The organism is Burkholderia stabilis (assembly GCF_001742165.1).
Classification (GTDB): domain Bacteria; phylum Pseudomonadota; class Gammaproteobacteria; order Burkholderiales; family Burkholderiaceae; genus Burkholderia; species Burkholderia stabilis.
Window position 1 is genome coordinate 909,442 of sequence record NZ_CP016444.1, and the last position, 19,543, is coordinate 928,984.

Here is a 19,543-nt window from a genome sequence, read left to right on the forward strand (position 1 = left end):
GTTTCTCGAATCATGTGATGAACATGATAATGTCATTATCATACTCTGTTAGCCTGATGGGGCTTTCAGTACAATGTGCGACGCGGTTCACCTGTGGCTTCGCGGCCGCGCGGCCCGCGTTCGCGACGACTTCGACCCACCGCTTCATGACCCCGACCAAGTTCATTCTTCGCTACACGGCGATCCCTTTCACGGCCATCCTGGCCGTGGTGATCTGGACTGTCATACCATCGATGAAAGAGATCGATGCGCGACAATATGCGGCGCTGTCGCGCGCATACGCGAGTTTCCCGCTGCCGTTCCGGCGCGAGATTTCCGAAACGATGGACGATGGCCGGATCAACGACCGGCGTTACCAGACACTCGTGCGCGATTCGCTGGGCAATGGCCTCGCCCTGGACTGGCCGGCGTCAGGCGTCGGCGACATCGCCGCCGAACGGCAAAAACTGGCCGAGCTGATTCAGGCCGATTCCGATCTTCAAAGGCAACACCGATGAAAACTCTGCTGGTTTCTGTGGCATTCGCGCTGATCATTGCAAGCCTGATCTTCGCGCTGTATTTCATGAATCACGATCGCGGAAAATCCAAGCGGATGGCGTGGTCGCTCGCCGCGCGCGTCGGGTTGTCGGTCACGTTGTTCCTGTCGCTGCTCATCGCTTACAAGCTCGGCTGGATCGAGCCGACCGGGTTGCCGATCGGACGTTGAGCGGTACACGCGCCGCAGGGTGCGGCGCGTTTGCACAAATGCAAGTTGTGCTCTTCAACAGGTGTATTGTGATAAGAATACTTATCCCGATGACGTTGATGTGAATGAATGCGGTCGATGGAATGGCGGGATGGCTTGCGTGACCGAGGCGGGTTCCGGGCTTCGACAGAGGCGCTAATCTAGCCGCCCGACTCGCTGGTCATGTCATGACGATACGCGCGTGGCGAGCAGCCCGCGATGCGCTTGAACGCATGTCCGAATGCGCTATCCGAGTCGTAGCCGAGCATCTGCGCGATTGCCGATATCGATGCGTTCGAGCGCTTCAGCTCCCGCATCGCAAGCTGTATCCGCCAACGCAGCACGTATTCGAGCGGCCCGAATCCCAGCCGCCGCTTGAAATGCAGCGCGAACGTCGAACGCGATACGTGGCAGCAGGCCGCGAGTTCGTCGACGGTCCAGCGTCGCGCGGGGGCCGCGTGTATGGCGGCAAGCGCCGCGCTCACCCTCGAATCCGCGAACCCGGCAAGCCATCCGACATCGCCGTTCGCGCCGTCGTCCATGTAGCGCCGCAGGATCTGCGCCAGCATCATGTGTCCGAGATGCTGAACCATCAACGACCCGCCTGGCGGCGCCGCGACGAATTCATGCGCGAGTTGCTGCAGCGCCCAGCGCAGCACCGCCGCCTGCTCGGAGTCGCCGCTCACGACGACCACCGGCGGCAGGTTGCCGAGCAGCAGGGGCATGCCCTCTTCGTACGAGAAGCGGCCACCGATCAGGAAGCAATCCGCCGGCTCGCCATGGTGCGCGATACCGCGTTCGATATTCCGGTACACGTCGGCGGCCGGCACCGGCGCAACCGACGGGTCGCTCGCCAGCGAAAATGCCCGCGGCGCTGCAAGCAGGAAGCAGTCTCCCGTGCGCAGCCGGATGGGCGGCCCTGAGCCGTCGACGGTCAGCCAGCAGCACCCTTCGACGACCGCATTGAACTTGATCCCGTCGGGCGGGGGAACGGCGACCGCCCAATCGCCGCCTGCTCGCAAGCCGACGAAATACGAATCTCGCGTTTCCAGCAGCGACAGCACTTCCGATAGGGGATCCACGCTCAATTCCCGGACGATCTCGACGAAAAACCGGATTTTATTGCATTCACAGTCCGGGTGCGTGACCGGAGAATGACTTCGTGCAGCGACGCGACCGACGGGCGGCCGCGTGCTTCACGCATCGTTCCTGGAGCCTTCAATGACGAACAGGCAGCAACCTCTTTATTCCGGATTCGACGCCGCATCGACGGCAAGCGACGTTCTGGCCGATCTCGACCTCCGCGGCAAAACCGCGATCGTCACGGGCGGCCACTCGGGTCTCGGCCTGGAAACGACGCGTGCGCTGGCGCAGGCCGGCGCGAACGTGGTCGTCGGTGCACGGAGCCCCGATGCCGCGCGCGAAGCGACGCACGGCATGGCCGGCGTCGGGATCGCGGCGCTCGATCTCGCCGATCTCGCGAGCGTGGCCGCCTTCGCCGCGCGGTTCGTCGATGCGCGACGCGACGTGCATATCGTGATCAACAGCGCGGGCATCATGGCGTGTCCCGAGGCGCGCATCGGCAATGGCCCGGAAGTACAGATGGCCGTCAATCATCTCGGCCATTACGCTCTCGTCAACCGGCTGTGGCCTGCGCTCGCGCACGGCCACGGCGCCCGCGTGGTTGCGGTGTCGTCGCTCGGCCATCGGCTGTCGCCGATTCGCTGGGATGACATTCAGTTCGCGCACGGCTACGACAAATGGCTCGCGTACGGACAATCGAAGACCGCGAACGCGCTGTTCGCGGTGCAGCTCGACGTGCTGGGCGCCCCGTTCGGCGTTCGGGCCTATTCGTTGCATCCGGGCAAGATCGCGACGCCGCTGCAGCGACACCTGACACGTGAGGAGATGATGGCGCAGGGCTGGGTGGACGAGCACGGGGTGCCGATCGATCCGACTTTCAAGACGCCCGAGCAGGGTGCGGCGACGCAGGTATGGGCGGCAACGTCGCCGCGCCTCGCCGGTATCGGCGGCATTTACTGCGAGGATTGCGACATTGCGGTGGTCACGCATGGGAACGAGGAGGCGGGCGTGCGGCCGCACGCGATCGATCCCGAGGATGCGGCACGTCTGTGGGCGTGGTCCGCGAAATCGACGGGCGTCGATGCCTTTGCGGCGCGTCGCTGATGCGTGCGTTCGCACGGCGCAATGCGTTGAAACCGGACACCGCCTGACATCGTCGGCCGCGCCGGCAAAGCGCTGGCAAAGCGCTGGGCAGGCGTTTCGCGCATCGGCCGCCATGAGGTCGCGGCCGATGCGCGCGTGCCGATAGCCGTTTATCCGGCCGCCTGGCGAAGCGCGCGGCTCATCTCCGCGATCGGCATCGCGGCAATCGAGTTCAGCAAGCGGGTTTCACCGGCGTCGGGGCGGGCAATTTCGCGCACTTCGTCGAGCGTTCGTGCAACGCTGCGATCGAGCGGTTCAAGAAAACGCTGAAGCTCGTTTTCGGCCGCTTTCTCCTTGAGCCCGAGTGCGTGGCCGAAAGCGATCAGCGCGCGCGTGTCGATGTCGGAGAACCGCGTCGCGGCGCCGAGCGGCATCGTCAGTTCGCAGTGCGGCCAGTGATCGCCGCGATGGTCGGGCCGGTGCGTGGGCGTGTGATAGACGACCGTGCTGACGATGTCGTAGAACGGCGCGAGCCGGTAGCCGTGCGCGTCGACGAAGAACGACAGGTTTTTCAGGTGCGCGTCGGCATTGCCTACCACCACGTTGAAAATCGTCCAGCGGAACACCGACAGGCGCGCCAGCGCGCGCGTGCTGGTCTGCCCGATCGCACGGCCGAGTTCTTCCGCGTTCGCGCGCTGGTACTTGAAGCCGCGATCGTAGTTCAGCAACTGCATCGCGTCGATCGTGTGCAGGCGTGCGGCCGGCTCCGCGGCGGTATCGCGGTCGAAACGGTCGATCACGTAGCACGCGGACGGCGCGCGCAGAAAGTGCACGTCGGGAACGTCGAGGCCCATCCGCTTCGCGAGCTTCATGCAGAAGAACTCGTTGATCGCCGAATGCGGGTAGCCGGCGGCGCGCATGTCCGGTTTCAACAGGTGCATCGACGGCTCGCTGCCAACCGGCTCGAACAGCGCGTAGTCCGGCGCGTCGCCGCGCAGGATCAGCAGCAGCTTCTGCTGCGCGCCGGCCGCGGACATGCGCTTGGGCGCGGTTGCCGTCAGCGCGTGCTCGGGCATCGCCTGGATGCGGCGCTCGAGTTCGTCGAGCGGGAGCGGTTGCATGCTGCCGGCCGCTTCCTGCTCGCCTTCGGCCAGCAGCGTGAGCGCGCCGGCCGATTCGCGCCCGAAGTACGCGAGCAGGCCCCAGGCGTCGGCGGCATCGATCTTCGCCTCGCGCGCGAGCGAGGTCCGCATGCCTTCTTCGGGCAGCAGGTTGTCGAAGAACCACTGCACCGGGCGATCGGTCGAGCTGTCGGTGAAGGTGTCGGCCCGCAGCGCGAAAGCGGGCGACAGCGGGTATGCGCTCGGTGACGCCAGCCACTGCGCATCGTACGTGAACGACCAGACGCCTTTGTCGTCGGTCAGCCGGCCCATGCGCAGCCCGTTCGCGGACGCGATCAGCGTTCTAGCCGCCATAGTTGCTCCTGCGGCGTTGTGCGGCTTTGTACGCGTTTTCCGCCGAAATCTCGATGGACGGCTGCGCGAGCAGGCGCACGCCCAGCTCGCCGAGCAGCAGCAGTACCTTGCCGATTTGCGCGGTCGGCTTCCCGGCTTCCACCTGGCTGATGAATTTCGGCGAGAGCCCCGTGGCGTCCGCGAGTTCGTCCCGCGTGAACCCCTGCTGGAGCCGCGCCGCGCGGATGAGGTTGGCGAGTGCGCCGATCGTGGTGACGGACAGGGTCTCCGGCATGACGTTCTCCGTGCTTCGTATCTGATCGGGAACAGTATTGCACAACTCGCAGGTGCGAGCATCCATTCGTATTCGATCGGGAACGAAATCGTTCGGACGGCAACGAAAGGATCGTTTCGTACCCGATCGGGAACCGGATGTCATGAAATCCGGGCCGATGGCGATTCCGTATCCAGGCGGATACGTGATGGCTCGACGTGCCGCATCGCATCGGTTCCGTGCACCGCCAGCCGCGCCTGAGCGGCAGTTTTCGGCACGTATACCGCGTGATCCGGTTTGACTAGAATCCGGATTCACCGAGGTCCGTCGGCTTTTGTCGAACGCGCTGGCAACAACAATCCTGCAAGGCGCCCGCCCATGCTCAGGCTGCTCCCGGACGAAATTCGTTCGTCGCGCGTTTTGCGACGCTTGCGCGCGACCTCGCGTTCGCTGTCGTCGAGCGGCGGCGATCCGGCATGGTCGAATCGTGAGGAGACACCGATGGCGACGACATCAGCATGGGTCACGCGTACCGGCCGGCTGCTGATGCTGATTACGGCGGTGGGCGTGTCGGGCGGTTGCCAGATGGCGCCGCGAGAGGCGTCCTCGCTACCCGGCACGACGGCGGAGCCCACCGCCGCGCCCGCATCGGCCGGCCTCAGCGCCATCCAGGCGCTGGAGCGCATGCTCGACCTGATCCGGGCCAGCCCGCGCGCCGCCGACATGACGCCGGACGTCGTGCAGCGCATCGTCGGCGTGCCGCTCGTGCAAACCCGGCCGCACCAGTTCAACTACGGCCAGCGCCTGCCCGGCGACTGGGCGTTCGGCGTCGAGATCGGGCAGGACGAAACCGGCCGCCCGCGTGTGGACCTGTTCATCGATCCGATCCCGGCCACGCCGGCCTCACCCACGCCGGGATGCGTGCCCGACTACGAGCGGGTTGCGGGCGAACTGGCATCGATGGGATTTGCGCGGCACTCGTGGTACAGCTCGCATCGCCAATGGCGCTACGACTACTTCCACCGGGACGGCATGACCGTGTACGTGTATCCGAGGACCGAGCGGTCGAGCGATGGCGCAGTCGTCATGACCTGCATTCACGGGATCAGGGTGTCGTGAAAGCCAACCCGCAAGCGGTTCACGACACGATGCGCCGCGAGAACAGATGCTCGACGAAGCGATGAAACAGCTCCGACTGGCTTGAAATCCCGAGCTTCGCGTGGATGTGCTTGCGGTGGTTCTTCACCGTGCCTTCCGCGATGTCGAGCAGGTGAGCGATCGACAGGCTCGAATGCCCGCGCAGGATCAGGCTGACGATTTCCTGCTCGCGCAGTGTGAGCGCCTCCGTCGCGAAATCGGCGAAGGCGGCTTCGAGGTAGCCGCGAACGTCCTGCTCCGGCTGTTCGACACGTTGCCCGTCGGGCCGCGCAGGCGCCGTCGCACTGGCGTGGCGGCACAGCAGCGCATTGAGCAGCGGTTGGATCGCGCGCAGCGCGGCGACGTCGCCGTCGGTGAAGCGCGCGCGGCCGTTGCTGCGCATCAGCGAATATGCGACGCGGCGCTCGGGCGTCGGCGCGCCGATGAACACGATTTCCTCGGCGAGCGACCCGGATGTCATCGAGATGCACGGATGCACGAGCGGCGAGTGATAGTAGTCGCTGTCGAAGAAGGCGTCGGGCGCCAGTTCTTCCATCCGGTAGAGGCCGGCCGCGATCGCACCCGCGCATGCCGAGTAGACGGGGTCAAGCAGGTACGTGCCCGTCAGGTAGTTGCGCATCGCGTCCGGCTCGGACACGTTCTTCAGGTTGTCGTGCAGCAGCAGCGGCGCGTGCGCGTGCTCGTACATCAGCACGCAGGTCAGGTCGAATTCGACGATGCGGGACAGTACGTCGTCGAGCGTGGCCATGAACGATGGTTCGCCGAGCGCGTCGACGAGCGACGGGGCGGCGGCGAGCCACGCATCGTGCGGGCGTGCGGGCGGGGACGATTCCGGTGAAGCGCTCATCGGCGGAAGGGCGAGAAAACGCGACCCGTGTGGCCGCGTGAAGATCCGCCCGAGCATAGCGTGCGCTCCGGAACGCGTCAAACCGCCGAAAAACCGTTGTCGACGAACAGGTGCGCACCGTTCACGAAGCTCGCATCGTCGGACGCGAGAAACAGCGCGGCGCGCGCGACTTCGTCCGGCTCGCACAGGCGGCCCTGCTGCTCGGCGATCGCGGCTTCGGACGCCGGCACGCCCATCGCCTGCAGGTCGCGCAGCTCGCGCAGGCCGTGCGGCGTGCGGATGAAGCCGGGTGCGATCGCGTTGCAGCGGATGCCGCGGTCGCGGTATTCGACGGCGATCGCGCGCGCGAACATGTGGCACGCGCCCTTGGTCGTGTCGTACAGCACTTCGCCCGGCGTGCCGAACTGCGCGGAAATCGACGACGTGCACACGATGCTGCCGCGCCCCTTGCGCAGCATCTGCGGGAGCACCGCGCGCGTCATCAGGTACATGCTCTTCACGTTGACGGCCATCAGCCAGTCCCATTCCTCTTCGGTCGTCTCGAGGAACGGCTTCACGATCAGCGTGCCCGCGTGGTTGAACAGCACGTCGGCGTCGCCGAAGGCGGCATGCGCGGCATCGGCCGCCGCCGCGACGTCGGTTGCGCGCGACACGTCGGCGGCCAGCCCGATCGCGTCGCCGCCGCCCGCGCGGATGCGTTCGGCGAGCGTGGCGGCGGCGTCCGCGTCGCGGTCGATGATCGCGACGCGCGCGCCGTGCGCGGCGAACAGCGTCGCCGCGGCGGCGCCGCATCCGCCCGCGCCGCCGCTGACGATCGCGACCTTGCCGTCGAGCCGGCGCGCGACCGGCGTGGAGAGAGTGGAAGTCATGCGTGATTCCTGTCGGTGAGATCAGTGGGATCGATGGTCGTCCGGCATGCCGCGTCGGCCGCCCGAGACGGCGAATTCCTCTTCGGGCGACAACACGAGCCGGTGGCGGCGATAGAAACCGAAGTAGCAGAGCCCGAGCGCGTACCAGAGCGCCGCGCCGAGCGCCGCCCATTTGTAGACGGGGTCGACGAACTGGAACGCGAGCGTCGCGGCGGCGATCGCGATCGTGACGACGGCGCCGAACAGGCCGAACGGGCTGCGGAACGGCCGCTTCAGGTTCGCGTGCAGGCGCTTCAGCCGGATATACGACAGGCTCTGGAAGATGTACGAGATCATCCCCGCGAACACGATCATGCTGACGAGCACGCCGCCCATCAGCGCGTTGTCGCGGCGGCCGAACGTGAACCAGAACGCGAGCAGCACCGTGAGCGCGAGCAGCGAGCCGGCGGTGAGCGCGCGGTTCGGCGTTTTCTTGACCGGATGCGTGACGGACAGCGCGGTCGGCAGATAGCCGGCGCGCGACAGCGAGTAGATGTTGCGGCCCGCTGCGAAGCTGCCGGCGAGGAACGACGCGGCGAGACCGAGCACTGCGACGCCCGCGAGCAGCTTGCTGGCGGTGTGGCCGAACAGCGCGCGGAAACCGTCGAGCAGCGGTTCGCCGGAGGTGCTGAGCGCGAACGTACCGTGCGGAATCGACGCGCTGAAGAACACGATGCCGAGCGCGAGCACGGTCAGGATCAGGATGCCGAACATCAGCGCGAGCGGCATGTGGCGGATCGGGTCGTGCGCTTCCTCGGCGGTGAGCGGCAATTGCTCGATCGCGAGGAACATGTACACCGCGAACGGCATCGCGAGCATCACGCCCGTCGCGCCGAACGGCAGCCACGGGCCGTGCCCGCCCGGCAGCTCGACCGGCTTGCCGGCGGCATCCGCGCCGAGGTTGAGCGCGTAGCGCGCGAAGTCGACGTGCGGCAACGCCGCGATGCAGAAGAACGCGAGCACGGCGACCGCGGCGATCGTGACGATCACGACGACCCGCATCGACAGGTCGAGCCCGCGCACCGACAGCAGCAGCATCAACGCGTAACCCGCGATCCACCACAGCGGCTGCGCGTCGGCCGGCGTGCCGAAGATCGCGCCGAGATACGCACCCATGAAGAACATGTTGCCGGCCGGCGCCAGCACGAATTCGATGTTCTCCGCGAGGCCGGTCGTGAAGCCGCCCCACGGGCCCATCGTCGTGCGCGCGAACGAATAGGCGCCGCCCGTATGCGGCAGCGCGGCGGCCATCTCGCCGATCGACGCACACAGGAACACGTACATCACGGCAATGATCACGGTGGCGAACAGCATCCCGCCGAAACCCTGCGATACGCCGAGGTTCCAGCCCGAATACTGGCCGGCGACCACCGCGCCGACCCCGAGCACGAGCAGCGTGAAGAAACCCGCGTGGCGCTGCAGTTGCCGCTGCTCGAAATAGCCGTGTTCGACGTGCTGATAGCTGACGCCTGGCGCGCCGGGCGGCGCGGCGCTGGCGCCGGTCATGGTTTTGTCCGTCACGATTCGTCTCCGGTCCTGGGCGCGCTCGAAACGGCGCATGGTGGACATCATCGGCTTGCCTGCACGGAATTTGAATGTCCCGAAGGGGACAGGCGTGGCGGGCGGTTCGCATCGACTCGGCACGGCCCGATCGACATCCGGTGTCCGGAAGGCATCGTGCGCATACCCGGCTCGTCGACGTAATCGTGACAAAACCCCGGCCGGCGCGGTGCCGTGCCCGGCGCGACCGCCCGTTGCCGCGCGTATGCCCGAACAGCGATCTTTATGACCGCAGCAGATAAACGTATCCGAATCGCTTCGTTGACGCCGTCCGGCACGCACTCGTAGATTCGCGTTTTGACCGAATCAGGGGCCGTGCCGTGACGACTGCTGCCATCCGCGACACCGCGTCGCTTTCCGCCGGGCATCCGCCCGTGTTGCAGCCGGATGGTGCGGCGCAACGCTTCGACATCGTTCCGTTCGACGCACCGCTCGACGCGGAAGTGATCGGCCTCGACCTGTCGCAACCGCTGGACGCCGATGGTTTCGCGCGCATCCATCGCGCGCATCTCGACCACCACGTGCTGGTGTTTCGCGACCAGCGCATCACGCCCGACGAGCACATCGCCTTCAGCCGCCGCTTCGGCCCGCTGCAGATTCACGTGCTGCACCAGTTCGCGCTCGCCGGCCATCCGGAGGTGCTGATCGTGTCGAACATCGTCGAGCACGGCAAGCCGATCGGGCTCGGCGACGCGGGTCATTTCTGGCATTCCGACCTGTCGTACAAGGAGAAGCCGAGCCTCGGCTCGCTGCTGCATGCACAGGAATTGCCGGCAGAGGGCGGCGACACGCTGTTCGCGAACATGCATCTCGCATGGGACACGCTGCCGGCCCGCCTGCGCCGCGCGATCGAAGGGCGGCGCGCCGAGCATACCTATCTCGCACGCTATGCGGAGCTGCAGGCGCGCAGCCCGTGGCGGCCGAACCTGTCGCCCGAGCAGATCGCGCAGGTCGAAGCGGTCGTCCATCCGATCGTGCGCACGCATCCGGAAACCGGCCGCAAGGCGTTGTTCGTCAGCGAGCATTTCACGACGCGCATCGTCGGCCTCCCGGAAGACGAAAGCCGCGCACTGCTCGACGAGTTGTTCGCGCACAGCGTGCGCGCCGAACACCTGTACCGGCATCGGTGGCGCGAGCACGATCTCGTGTTCTGGGACAACCGCTCGCTGATGCATCTCGCCGCGGGCACGCCCGACCACCTGCGCCGCAAGCTGTACCGCACGACGATCGAAGGCGACGCGCCTTTCTGAGCCGCGCGCCGCGTCACTCTTCCGCCCCCATCCTGACCGGAGTTCCGATGTCGTTTTCGTTTTTGCCGGCGCGCCGCGCGCTGGCGGCCACGCTCACCGCCGCGCTCGCATTCGCGGGCGCTTTCACGCCGCACGCCGCGCACGCGGAGGGCCGCATCCGCATCGCCGAGCAGTTCGGCGTCGTCTACCTGATGCTGAACGTCGCGCGCGACCAGCAACTGATCGAAAAGGAAGGGCGCAAGGCCGGCATCGACATCAAGGTCGACTGGGTGCGGCTGTCGGGCGGCGCGGCCGTGAACGACGCACTGCTGTCCGGCGCGGTCGATATCGCGGGCGCGGGCGTCGGGCCGCTGCTGACCGTCTGGGACCGCACGCGCGGCCGGCAGAACGTGAAGGGCGTCGCGTCGCTCGGCAATTTCCCGTACTACCTCGTCAGCAGCAACCCGAACGTGAAGACGATCGCCGACCTGAGCGCGAAGGACCGCATCGCGGTGCCGGCGGTCGGCGTGTCGGTGCAGTCGCGCGTGCTGCAGTACGCGGCCGCGAAGCAGTGGGGCGACAAGCAGTTCGACAAGCTCGACGCGCTGACGCAGGCGATTCCGCACCCCGACGCAACGTCCGCGATTCTCGCGAACAGCAGCGTGATCACCGGCCACTTCGGCAATCCGCCGTTTCAGGAGCAGGAGCTTGCCGGTAACCCGAACGCGCATATCGTGCTGAATTCCTATGACGTGCTCGGCGGCCCGAGCTCCGCGACGGTGCTGTACGCAACCGAAAAATTCCGCGACGACAACCCGAAAACTTACCGTGCGTTCGTCGCCGCGCTCGCCGATGCGGCCCGGCAGATCGCGGCCGATCCCGAGCGCGCGGCCGATACCTATATCCGCGTGAATGCGTCGAAGATCGACCGCACGCTGCTGCTGAAGATCCTGCGCAATCCGCAGGTGCAGTTCAAGACCGCGCCGCAGAACACGCTGCCGCTCGCGCAGTTCATGCACCGCACCGGCGCGATCCGCAACGAGCCGAAGTCGTGGCGCGACTACTTCTTCGACGATCCGGCGACCGCCGGCGGCAGTTGAGTTGCACCGCTGCGTTGACGCCGCGATCGACGCTTATGCGTCGGCGCGGTTTCGATATGCGCAATCGTTGGTTGGTCCGCGCGAGGCCCGGCCGTATGTTGACGTTTTTCCCGCAAGAGTTTCGACCGTGAACGCCACCTCTCCCCGAACCTGGCTGCCGCCGTATGCGGCGCGCGGCGGCGTGCCGCCGGCCGCCCAGGCCGCGCCCGACACGCGGGCCGCGGTCCGGCCCGCACTGACTGGCGCGCACAGCGAACGCCTGCTGGCCATCGACCGCGTGAGCCTCGAATACCGGAGCGGCGCGCGGATCGTTCGCGCGACCCACCAGGTGAGCTTCGACGTGTACGGCAGCGACCGCTTCGTGCTGCTCGGCCCGTCGGGTTGCGGGAAGTCGACGCTGCTGAAGGCGATCGCCGGCTTCATCGAGCCCGTGTCGGGGTCGATCGCGCTGGACGACCAACCCGTGCGCGGACCGGGGCCCGACCGCGTCGTGGTGTTCCAGGAGTTCGACCAGTTGCCGCCGTGGAAGACGGTCGTCGAGAACGTCGCGTTTCCGCTGCGCGCTGCCGCGAAGCTGTCGCGCGCGGCAGCACGCGAGCGCGCACTGCACTATCTCGACAAGGTCGGGCTGAGTGCATTCGCCGATGCCTATCCGCACACGTTGTCGGGCGGCATGAAGCAGCGCGTCGCGATCGCGCGCGCACTGGCGATGCAGCCGCGCGTGCTGCTGATGGACGAACCGTTCGCCGCGCTCGACGCGCTCACGCGCCGCAAGATGCAGGAGGAGCTGCTGCGGCTGTGGGACGAGTTTCGCTTCACGCTGCTGTTCGTCACGCACTCGATCGAGGAGGCGCTCGTCGTCGGCAATCGCATCCTGCTGCTGTCTCCGCATCCGGGCCGCGTGCGCGCGGAACTCAACAGTCACGAGCATTCGCTCGACAACGTCGACACCGGCGACTTCCGCGACAACGTTGCGCGCATCCATCGGCTGTTGTTCGACACCGACGCGACGCATACGTCGGACACGGAGGCCGCCGCGTCATGAGCACGCTCGATCCGCTCCTGCCGCCCGTTCGCGCCGAATACGAGCGCACGCTCGATACGCTGCCCGACGCCGAACGCGCGGTGCCGGCTCCGCTGTGGCGGCGCGTCGTCGATGCAAGCTGGTTTCGCCGCAGCGTCATCGCGCTCGTGCTGATCGCGGGCTGGGAAATCGTCGCGCGCATCGTCGCGAACGACCTGCTCGTGCCGACTTTCGGCGCGACGCTCGCCGCGTTCGTGCAGGGCATCGAGTCCGGCGAACTGCTCGTGAAGACCGGCATCTCGATGTCGGTGCTGCTGCGCGGTTACGCGCTGGGCGTGTTCTTCGCGTTCGCGCTGACGTCGCTTGCAGTATCGACGCGCATCGGCCGCGACCTGCTGACGATGCTCACGGCGATGTTCAATCCGCTGCCGTCGATCGCATTGCTGCCGATCGCACTGCTGTGGTTCGGGCTCGGCACCGGCAGCCTGCTGTTCGTGCTCGTGCACGCGGTGCTGTGGCCGCTCGCGCTCAGCATGTACACGGGCTTCGCCGGTGTGCCGGCCACGCTGAAGATGGCCGGGCGCAACTACGGCCTCACAGGCCTGCGCCAGATCGCGCTGATCCTCGTGCCGGCCGCGCTGCCGTCGATCCTGTCGGGCCTGCGGGTCGGCTGGGCGTTCGCGTGGCGCACGTTGATCGCGGCCGAGCTCGTGTTCGGCGCGAGCGCGGGCCAGGGCGGGCTCGGCTGGTACATCTTCCAGAACCGCAACGAGCTGTATACGGATCGCGTGTTCGCGGGCCTCGCAGCCGTGATCGTGATCTGCCTGCTCGTCGAGAACCTCGTGTTCGACACGCTCGAACGCGTAACCGTGCGGCGCTGGGGCATCCAGCACTGAGCCGCGCGGCCATTCCCGGCGCACGCATAACAAAAGCTGAAATCGGCTTTTCGCGCGCGCCGGGAGCGTCCCTATACTTTGCGGTGCTGCGCGCGCGCCGGTTCGCGGATGCGTCCTTCGTGCCGCGCAGCGACGCTCCCGATCTTCCCGCATGAGGAACTGCCGAATGACTGCCCGTGATGCCGTCGATCCGCGCGTCGCATTGCGCGATGCGCTCGCCGCACTACCCGATCTCGCGAACGCGATCGGGCAGGATGCCGCGCAACGCGAGGCGCGCCGCGAGCTGCCGTTCGACGGCTTCGCGATCTTCCGGCGCTCGGCGCTGGGCGTCTTGCGGATTCCGGTCGAGCGCGGCGGCCTCGGCGGCACGCTCGTCGACCTGTTCGACACGATCGCGACGCTGGCCGCCGCCGACTCGAATCTCGCGCATGCGCTGCGCATCCACTACGACCAGATTGAAACGCTGCGGCTGTCGCCGCGCACGCCGTTCAACGACGTGCAGCTCGAACGCGCGCTGGCCGGCGCGATCTTCGGCGGCGCATCGACCGAGCGCGGCACGTCGCGGCCAGGCGAGAACACGACCGTGTTGCGCCGGGACGGCGATCACCATCGCGTGACGGGCCGCAAATACTATTCGACGGGCACCGCGTTTGCCGATTACGCGCGCATCAACGTCGAGAACGAGCAGGGCGACGCGTTGGCCGTGATCATTCCGGTCGCGCGCGACGGCGTGCAGGTGCTCGACGACTGGGACGGGATGGGCCAGCGCATGACCGCGAGCGGCACGCTGCTGCTGAACGACGTGCAGGTGCTCGCGGAAGAAGTCGCCGCGCGCGACGGTTCGACGCTCGTCGGCCGTCATTGCGGCGCGCTGCGGCAACTCCATCTCGTCGCGACGGGCGCGGGCATCGTGCGCAACGTGGTCGCCGATGCGCGCCGCTACGTGCGCGAACACGGCCGCCCGGTGCTGCACAGCCCGGCGCCGACCGCGCGCGACGATCATTTCATCCAGCAAGTTGTGGGCGAACTGTCCGCACACAGTCACGCGATCGATGCGCTCGTGCGCGAGAACGCGCGGGCGCTCGACCGTTCCGCCGATGCGATCGAGGCCGGCGACGCCGATGCGCACGCGCTCGTGCTCGACAGCGCGCTCGCGACCGCGCGCACGCAGCTGATCGTCAGCAAGCTCGCGCTGCATGCGGCCGAGCGACTGTTCGAAGTCGGCGGCGCATCGGCGACGGCGCGTGAACACAACTTCGACCGGCACTGGCGCAACCTGCGCACGATCTTCAGCCACAACCCGCTGCTGCACAAGGCGCGTGTGATCGGCGACTACGAACTGAACGGCGTGACGACGCACCTGACCGAAGGGCGTGTGTTCTGACGTCAGCGCCGCAGGCCGGCGTCTCGCAGTAGCGGCAGCACGCGTTCGCCGAAGAAGTCGAGATCGGGCTTGAAGTCGTAGAAGCTCAACTGGATGCCGTCGATGCCCGCACGGTGCAGGCGCACGATGGTGTCGGCGACTTCGCCGGGCGAGCCCGTGATCGAGATATTGCCGCCGATCGCGCGTGCGGCGGCCTGGGCGCGCTGCTCGAAGCCGCCGCGCCACGCATGCGCGTCGCTGTCGAAGCGGTGGAAGCTGCCTTCGTCCGCATGCGCGACGATCGCATCGCGGTACGCGCGCGCCTCGGCCGCCGTCTCGCGGCAGATCACGAGCGGATTGAGCAGCGTGCGGATCGTTCGGCCGCGCGCCGCGGCGGCGGCCTTGACGCGTGCCGTATGCGCGGGCAGCGCGTCGATCGCGCGCTCGGCGTCCGGGCCGGCCGGGCTCGTGACGAACACGATGTCCGAATAGCGCGCTGCGAAATCGATGCCCGCATCGGAGCCGGTCGCATTGATCAGCAGCGGGCGGCCGTAACTCGGTTTCGGCGTCACGAATGCGCCGCCCAGGCGCCAGCTCGATAGCGCGGGCGCGTAGCTGAAATTGTCCGGTTGCGCCCACAACTGCTGAACCGCGTCGAGGAATTCGGCGGCCATCTCGTAGCGCCGGTCGTGTTCGATCCGGTTCCAGCCGAACATCTCGTGCTCGATCGCGCGATGGCCGGTCACGACGTTGATGCCCCAGCGCCCGCGCGAGATATGGTCGAGCGTCGCGGTGAACTTCGCGAAATGCAGCGGATGCCACGGCCCGTAGAGCACGTGGTTCGTCGCGACGAGCATGATCCGCTCGGTGCGCGCGGTGAGCGCGGCCAGCGTCATGAACGAGTCGAGCGCCTGGCCGTCGAACACGCCACCGTAGCCGCCTTTCGGCAGCCACTGCGACAGCGCGAACACGAGATCGAAGCCGAGCGCCTCGGCGCGCGCGACCAGTTCCGCGTTGTAGTCGAACGTCCAGTCGGTCGAGCGCGGCAGTGTCGACGCGCTCCATCCGCCGGCCTGGATCGGCAGGAACAGCCCGAGCATCAGCGGCTGCGCGAGCACGCGCGATACGGGGCTGTCGGGGAAATCCGCCGGCGAGCGGACGTCGACGAACGGCGACGGTGCGACGGAGGCTGCGAGGGAGGTGTCGCTCATGATGGGTTCCTTGCGGGGTGGGTGCGCGCTGCGGTGTTTCCGCCGGAGGCGATACCCGATGCTCCGGCGAGCGGATCGTGCCGCGTCATAGCTTGCCTGGCCTCGGATCGGGCACGAAGCCTGCGCGGTTCGGCATCTGCACGCGCGGCAGCGTGCGCGCGTCGAGCCGTGCGTCGTCGGGCACGATGCCGTTCAGGTGGAGGACGTACGCGGTAACCGCGTAGACGTCGTCCGCGCTCAGCGATTGCGGCGCGTTGTACGGCATCGCGCGGCGAATGTAGTCGAACAGCGTCGTCGCGTAGGGCCAGTAGCTGCCGACCGTCTTTTTCGGCTTCGTGCCCGCGAGCGAGCCGATGCCGCCGACGAGCGGATCGCCGACGCCGCCTTCGCCGTGGGCGCCGTGGCACATCGCGCATTTGTCCGCGAACACGTGGCCGCCGCGCGCGACCCTGCCTGCGCCGGGCGGCAGGCCGCTGCCGTCGGGCGCGACGTCGATGTCCCACGCGGAGAGCGCCGCACGGTCGATCGGCTGCCCGAGGCCGAAGCCCGCGCCGAAAGCCGGCATGGCGATCAGGCAGCACGCGAGTGCGGATGTGGCGAGCAGGCTACGCATTGCGCACCTCGCCGTCCGCGCCGACGCGCCAGTTCTGGATACCGTTGTAGTGGTATTGCGAATTGAGGCCACGCGCGGCGACGAGCGCGTCGCGGGTCGGCTGCACGTAGCCGGTTTCGTCGGTCGCGCGGCTTTGCAGTTCGGCCGGCTCGCCGCTCCAGACCCAGTCGGCCTCGAAGCGCGTCAACGCGCGATCGCGCACGTCGCCCGTGATGCGCGCGGGCCGCCACGTGCGGCCGCCGTCGGTCGACACGTCGACCGCGCGAATCCGGCCGCGGCCCGACCACGCATAACCGCTGATCGGGTGATAGCCGTGCACGGCAAGCCGGTGGCCGGCCGACGGGCGCGTGATGACCGACTTCGCGTCCATCTCGAACACGAACTGGCGCGCACAGCCGTCGGGCAGCAGGTTCGTGTATTTCGACGTTTCCTCGCGCGTCATCTCCGGCGCGCGGACCAGCTTCAGCCGCCGCAGCCACTTGATGTTCGTGTTGCCTTCGAAACCCGGCACGATCAGCCGCACCGGGTAACCGTTCTCGGGGCGCAGCCGTTCGCCGTTCTGTGCATACACGACGAGCGCGCGCTCGAGAATCCGGTCGAGCGGCAGGCTGCGTGTCATCGCCGCGCCGTCCGCGCCTTCGGCGAGCAGCCAGCGCGCGTCCGGATCGACGCCCGTTTCGTCGAGCAGCGTCGACAGCCGGACACCCGTCCATTCGCAGCACGACAGCAGCCCGTGCGTGAACTGAACGGGCAGCCCGCTCGGGCCGTTCCATTCGCTGCCGGTGTTGCCCGAGCATTCGAGGAAGTGGATGCGCGATTCGGACGGAAAGCGCAGCAGGTCGTCGATCGTGAACACGCGCGGCTCGCGCACGAGGCCGTGCACGACGACGCGATGGCGCTGCGCATCGATCTCCGGCACGCCCGCGTGATGGCGCTCGTAGACGAGGCCGTTCGGCGTGATGTCGCCGAACAGGTCGGCGAGCGGCGTCATCGACGAGCCGGAACCGGGCAAGGCGGGTGAGCGGGCGCTGCGGCGAATGACGTTGCTCTCGTGCGGCCCCGGTACGCCGTATGGCGGTGACAGCAGCGGCGCGCCCGGCGTGCGCGTCCATGGTGGCACGTCCAGAGAGGCGAGCGGCTGGCTCGCGAGTGCGCCGCCGGCAGGCAGCATCGCGGCGGCCCATCCGCCGGCGAGCTGGCGCAGCGCCGCGCGCCGGCCGGTACGCGGCGCACGGGAAGGGGAGCGGGAGTCGGTCATGGTCGAACGCATATCGCGCGCAGGGGCCGCGCGCGGGGAAACGGACATTCTCGGCAACCGGGCGCGGCGCGGCAAACAACGATTCTCGCTTTGCTTATCGCGCCGCGCCCGATGCGCATGCGCTCAGAACTTCACGCGCAGCCCGCTGACGACCGCGACCTGACGGTTCGTCGACGACGCGCTGCCGATGTTCGCGATCGACGCGACCGCGCGATAGCCGCCCGCCGTTGCGGAGCTCGGGTCGCCGGCCGCGAGCTGATAGATGCCGGACAGGTAGAGATCGGTGCGTTTCGACAACGCATAGTCGAACCCGAGCGTGAACTGGTGCCAGCGCGGCTTCAGCGTCTGGCCGCCGGTGCCCGGCAAGCCGCTCGCGCGCCCGTCGGTGAACGTATACACGCCGATCAGCGTGGCCGCCGGCGTGATCTGGTAGCGCGCGTTCACGTCGTAGTTGTTGAACTTGCGCGACGAGCCGTCGACATAGTCGAGCTGCGTGTGGCTCCACGCGAAGCCGAGCGTCGCGCGGCCGAGCGCGTAGTTCGCGCCCACGGCGCCGATCTGCTGCTTGAGCACGCCGCCGTTCAGCCCGTAGAAGAACGCGCCGCTGTAGTCGTTGCCCGTGGTCGAGGTCGCGCCGCCCACCGCGCCGGTCGTATTTGACGTCGCATTCGGATGATTGAGCCGCACATAACCGCCGCCGACCGACAGTGGGCCGTTCACGTAGTTCGCCGACACGCCCCACGCGTTGTTGTTCGAGAAGCCCGTTCCCGCGCCGCCGTTGGCCTGGTTGCTGAACGCATAGAGGAGGTCGGCCGTGAAACCGGCGATCGTGTCGCTGCGGAACTTCACCGCGTTGTTCAGGCGGAAGCTCTGGTTCATGTTGTCGTTGTCGCCCACGTGCGTGGCCGGCGACCAGAACCCGGAGCCCGAATACTGCGCGACGAGATCGGTGATCGGCTCGTACTGGCGGCCGAACGTCAGCGTGCCGAGGCCTTGCTTGGCGAACCCGACGTAAGCGGAGCGGCCGAACAGGCGGCCGCCCTGGCCAAGCCCGCCGTCGCTCGGCCGGAACCCGCCTTCGAGCGTGAACACGGCCTGCAGGCCGCCGCCGAGATCCTCGGCGCCTTTCAGGCCCCAGCGGCTGCCGCTCAGCTTGCCGCTCGTCTGCTGGATGTTGCTGGCGCCGCCCTGATTGTTCGTATAGGCGATGCCGGCATCGACGACGCCGTACAGCGTGACCGAACTTTGCGCATATGCGTTGACCGAACCGATCGAAACCAAACCCAGGACTACCGATTTTTTGATCATCACTATCCTCTGTTTTTATGGGTACGTCTGCGAGGATCACGATGCTATTGACGACAGGCGCCGCGATGAATGATCGATCCGTGGTTTGCAAATCGGTGCGCGGCCGATTTGCAATGTGCAATGCCGCCAACCCGGCATGTGCGTCGCGATCGCGCCCGTCGCGCATGCTGTTGCGAACGCATCGTGAGGACGGCGAACGTCGGGCGCCGGCCATGCGCGATCGTCGTCATATCGATCGGTGAAATCGTTCGATGTGCGCAGCGCATGCCGTTCGGATCGCGATGCTTTTATGCAACGGCCCTCTGTGCGGCGAACGGCCGATGCGCTATGCGCGCCCGCATATCGATTCCGTAAAACGTTGGTAGGGCCGTGCGATGCGTGACGGTAGAGTCGGGCATCCGGTCGCGGGCCGGCATGCTCCGGGAGCGCGAAGCGCGCACGCGCGTTCGC

Annotated in this window: 19 protein-coding genes; 9 read left to right on the plus strand and 10 right to left on the minus strand. The window is 67.5% G+C overall.

The window, feature by feature from the left end:
* Positions 1 to 146: 146 nt before the first annotated feature.
* Both BBJ41_RS36565 and BBJ41_RS36570 read left to right on the plus strand, forming a co-directional pair.
* Positions 147 to 497 (plus strand): hypothetical protein, encoded by a 351-nt coding sequence (locus tag BBJ41_RS36565; protein WP_069751150.1) that lies wholly within the window; start codon positions 147 to 149, stop codon positions 495 to 497.
* The gene (locus BBJ41_RS36570; RefSeq protein ID WP_048246513.1) at positions 494 to 706 is read left to right on the plus strand and encodes a twin transmembrane helix small protein; all 213 of its coding nucleotides are present in this window, start codon (positions 494 to 496) and stop codon (positions 704 to 706) included. The genes BBJ41_RS36565 and BBJ41_RS36570 overlap by 4 nt, the downstream gene beginning before the upstream one ends.
* 179 nt (positions 707 to 885) lie before the next feature.
* Here BBJ41_RS36570 and BBJ41_RS36575 read toward each other — a convergent pair whose 3' ends face one another.
* On the minus strand, positions 886 to 1,806 hold the full coding sequence (locus BBJ41_RS36575; protein WP_069751151.1) for an AraC family transcriptional regulator: 921 nt from the start codon (positions 1,804 to 1,806) through the stop codon (positions 886 to 888).
* A gap of 139 nt (positions 1,807 to 1,945) precedes the next feature.
* On the opposite strand from BBJ41_RS36575, the gene BBJ41_RS36580 reads away from it, so the two are divergent.
* Complete coding sequence (locus BBJ41_RS36580; RefSeq protein ID WP_069751152.1) at positions 1,946 to 2,911, plus strand: SDR family NAD(P)-dependent oxidoreductase; 966 nt, start codon at positions 1,946 to 1,948, stop codon at positions 2,909 to 2,911.
* A 149-nt stretch (positions 2,912 to 3,060) separates the two neighbouring features.
* Here BBJ41_RS36580 and BBJ41_RS36585 read toward each other — a convergent pair whose 3' ends face one another.
* Positions 3,061 to 4,365: a HipA domain-containing protein gene (locus BBJ41_RS36585; RefSeq protein ID WP_069751153.1), complete on the minus strand. Its 1,305-nt coding sequence runs from the start codon at positions 4,363 to 4,365 to the stop codon at positions 3,061 to 3,063.
* The gene (locus BBJ41_RS36590) at positions 4,355 to 4,639 is read right to left on the minus strand and encodes a helix-turn-helix domain-containing protein (protein WP_069751154.1); all 285 of its coding nucleotides are present in this window, start codon (positions 4,637 to 4,639) and stop codon (positions 4,355 to 4,357) included. The genes BBJ41_RS36585 and BBJ41_RS36590 overlap by 11 nt, the downstream gene beginning before the upstream one ends.
* A gap of 480 nt (positions 4,640 to 5,119) precedes the next feature.
* Here BBJ41_RS36590 and BBJ41_RS36595 point away from each other — a divergent pair, with 480 nt between their 5' ends.
* Positions 5,120 to 5,737, plus strand: a complete 618-nt coding sequence (locus BBJ41_RS36595) for a hypothetical protein (RefSeq protein WP_156814993.1) — start codon at positions 5,120 to 5,122, stop codon at positions 5,735 to 5,737.
* A gap of 19 nt (positions 5,738 to 5,756) precedes the next feature.
* Here BBJ41_RS36595 and BBJ41_RS36600 read toward each other — a convergent pair whose 3' ends face one another.
* The 3 genes from BBJ41_RS36600 to BBJ41_RS36610 form a co-directional block, all read right to left on the minus strand.
* On the minus strand, positions 5,757 to 6,623 hold the full coding sequence (locus BBJ41_RS36600; RefSeq protein ID WP_156814994.1) for a helix-turn-helix transcriptional regulator: 867 nt from the start codon (positions 6,621 to 6,623) through the stop codon (positions 5,757 to 5,759).
* A gap of 77 nt (positions 6,624 to 6,700) precedes the next feature.
* On the minus strand, positions 6,701 to 7,492 hold the full coding sequence (locus BBJ41_RS36605) for an SDR family NAD(P)-dependent oxidoreductase (RefSeq protein ID WP_069751156.1): 792 nt from the start codon (positions 7,490 to 7,492) through the stop codon (positions 6,701 to 6,703).
* 21 nt (positions 7,493 to 7,513) lie between these two features.
* On the minus strand, positions 7,514 to 9,052 hold the full coding sequence (locus tag BBJ41_RS36610) for an amino acid permease (RefSeq protein WP_236872167.1): 1,539 nt from the start codon (positions 9,050 to 9,052) through the stop codon (positions 7,514 to 7,516).
* A gap of 359 nt (positions 9,053 to 9,411) precedes the next feature.
* On the opposite strand from BBJ41_RS36610, the gene BBJ41_RS36615 reads away from it, so the two are divergent.
* From BBJ41_RS36615 to BBJ41_RS36635, 5 genes are all read left to right on the plus strand, one after another.
* Positions 9,412 to 10,341 (plus strand): TauD/TfdA dioxygenase family protein, encoded by a 930-nt coding sequence (locus tag BBJ41_RS36615; protein WP_069751158.1) that lies wholly within the window; start codon positions 9,412 to 9,414, stop codon positions 10,339 to 10,341.
* A gap of 47 nt (positions 10,342 to 10,388) precedes the next feature.
* Positions 10,389 to 11,420 (plus strand): ABC transporter substrate-binding protein, encoded by a 1,032-nt coding sequence (locus BBJ41_RS36620; protein WP_069751159.1) that lies wholly within the window; start codon positions 10,389 to 10,391, stop codon positions 11,418 to 11,420.
* Between the two features lie 67 nt (positions 11,421 to 11,487).
* Positions 11,488 to 12,465, plus strand: coding sequence for an ABC transporter ATP-binding protein (locus BBJ41_RS36625; RefSeq protein ID WP_083282175.1), 978 nt, complete (start codon positions 11,488 to 11,490; stop codon positions 12,463 to 12,465).
* Positions 12,462 to 13,340, plus strand: a complete 879-nt coding sequence (locus BBJ41_RS36630; RefSeq protein ID WP_069751161.1) for an ABC transporter permease — start codon at positions 12,462 to 12,464, stop codon at positions 13,338 to 13,340. The genes BBJ41_RS36625 and BBJ41_RS36630 overlap by 4 nt, the downstream gene beginning before the upstream one ends.
* A 166-nt stretch (positions 13,341 to 13,506) precedes the next feature.
* Positions 13,507 to 14,724 carry an acyl-CoA dehydrogenase family protein gene (locus tag BBJ41_RS36635; RefSeq protein WP_069751162.1) on the plus strand — a complete coding sequence of 406 codons (1,218 nt, stop codon included), beginning with the start codon at positions 13,507 to 13,509 and terminating at the stop codon, positions 14,722 to 14,724.
* A gap of 2 nt (positions 14,725 to 14,726) precedes the next feature.
* Here the strand turns inward: BBJ41_RS36635 and BBJ41_RS36640 are convergent, their stop codons facing one another.
* From BBJ41_RS36640 to BBJ41_RS36655, 4 genes are all read right to left on the minus strand, one after another.
* On the minus strand, positions 14,727 to 15,914 hold the full coding sequence (locus BBJ41_RS36640; RefSeq protein WP_069751163.1) for an LLM class flavin-dependent oxidoreductase: 1,188 nt from the start codon (positions 15,912 to 15,914) through the stop codon (positions 14,727 to 14,729).
* An 85-nt stretch (positions 15,915 to 15,999) separates the two neighbouring features.
* Entirely contained in the window at positions 16,000 to 16,527 is a 528-nt protein-coding gene (locus tag BBJ41_RS36645; RefSeq protein ID WP_069751164.1) for a c-type cytochrome, read from the minus strand.
* On the minus strand, positions 16,520 to 17,785 hold the full coding sequence (gene soxC, locus BBJ41_RS36650) for a sulfite dehydrogenase (RefSeq protein WP_069751165.1): 1,266 nt from the start codon (positions 17,783 to 17,785) through the stop codon (positions 16,520 to 16,522). The genes BBJ41_RS36645 and soxC overlap by 8 nt, the downstream gene beginning before the upstream one ends.
* A 123-nt stretch (positions 17,786 to 17,908) precedes the next feature.
* Entirely contained in the window at positions 17,909 to 19,093 is a 1,185-nt protein-coding gene (locus tag BBJ41_RS36655; protein ID WP_069751166.1) for a porin, read from the minus strand.
* Between the last annotated feature and the right edge of the window lie 450 nt (positions 19,094 to 19,543).

What these genes read in the sequence shown, in the direction of transcription:
- BBJ41_RS36605 (WP_069751156.1), bottom strand. Translation starts at nt 7,492, where the DNA reads ATGACTTCCACTCTCTCCACGCCGGTCGCGCGCCGGCTCGACGGCAAG.
- BBJ41_RS36585 (WP_069751153.1), bottom strand. Translation starts at nt 4,365, where the DNA reads ATGGCGGCTAGAACGCTGATCGCGTCCGCGAACGGGCTGCGCATGGGC.
- BBJ41_RS36595 (WP_156814993.1), top strand. Translation starts at nt 5,120, where the DNA reads ATGGCGACGACATCAGCATGGGTCACGCGTACCGGCCGGCTGCTGATG.
- BBJ41_RS36590 (WP_069751154.1), bottom strand. Translation starts at nt 4,639, where the DNA reads ATGCCGGAGACCCTGTCCGTCACCACGATCGGCGCACTCGCCAACCTC.
- BBJ41_RS36640 (WP_069751163.1), bottom strand. Translation starts at nt 15,914, where the DNA reads ATGAGCGACACCTCCCTCGCAGCCTCCGTCGCACCGTCGCCGTTCGTC.
- BBJ41_RS36565 (WP_069751150.1), top strand. Translation starts at nt 147, where the DNA reads ATGACCCCGACCAAGTTCATTCTTCGCTACACGGCGATCCCTTTCACG.
- soxC (WP_069751165.1), bottom strand. Translation starts at nt 17,785, where the DNA reads ATGACCGACTCCCGCTCCCCTTCCCGTGCGCCGCGTACCGGCCGGCGC.
- BBJ41_RS36655 (WP_069751166.1), bottom strand. Translation starts at nt 19,093, where the DNA reads ATGATCAAAAAATCGGTAGTCCTGGGTTTGGTTTCGATCGGTTCGGTC.
- BBJ41_RS36620 (WP_069751159.1), top strand. Translation starts at nt 10,389, where the DNA reads ATGTCGTTTTCGTTTTTGCCGGCGCGCCGCGCGCTGGCGGCCACGCTC.
- BBJ41_RS36570 (WP_048246513.1), top strand. Translation starts at nt 494, where the DNA reads ATGAAAACTCTGCTGGTTTCTGTGGCATTCGCGCTGATCATTGCAAGC.
- BBJ41_RS36635 (WP_069751162.1), top strand. Translation starts at nt 13,507, where the DNA reads ATGACTGCCCGTGATGCCGTCGATCCGCGCGTCGCATTGCGCGATGCG.
- BBJ41_RS36580 (WP_069751152.1), top strand. Translation starts at nt 1,946, where the DNA reads ATGACGAACAGGCAGCAACCTCTTTATTCCGGATTCGACGCCGCATCG.
- BBJ41_RS36645 (WP_069751164.1), bottom strand. Translation starts at nt 16,527, where the DNA reads ATGCGTAGCCTGCTCGCCACATCCGCACTCGCGTGCTGCCTGATCGCC.
- BBJ41_RS36600 (WP_156814994.1), bottom strand. Translation starts at nt 6,623, where the DNA reads ATGAGCGCTTCACCGGAATCGTCCCCGCCCGCACGCCCGCACGATGCG.
- BBJ41_RS36630 (WP_069751161.1), top strand. Translation starts at nt 12,462, where the DNA reads ATGAGCACGCTCGATCCGCTCCTGCCGCCCGTTCGCGCCGAATACGAG.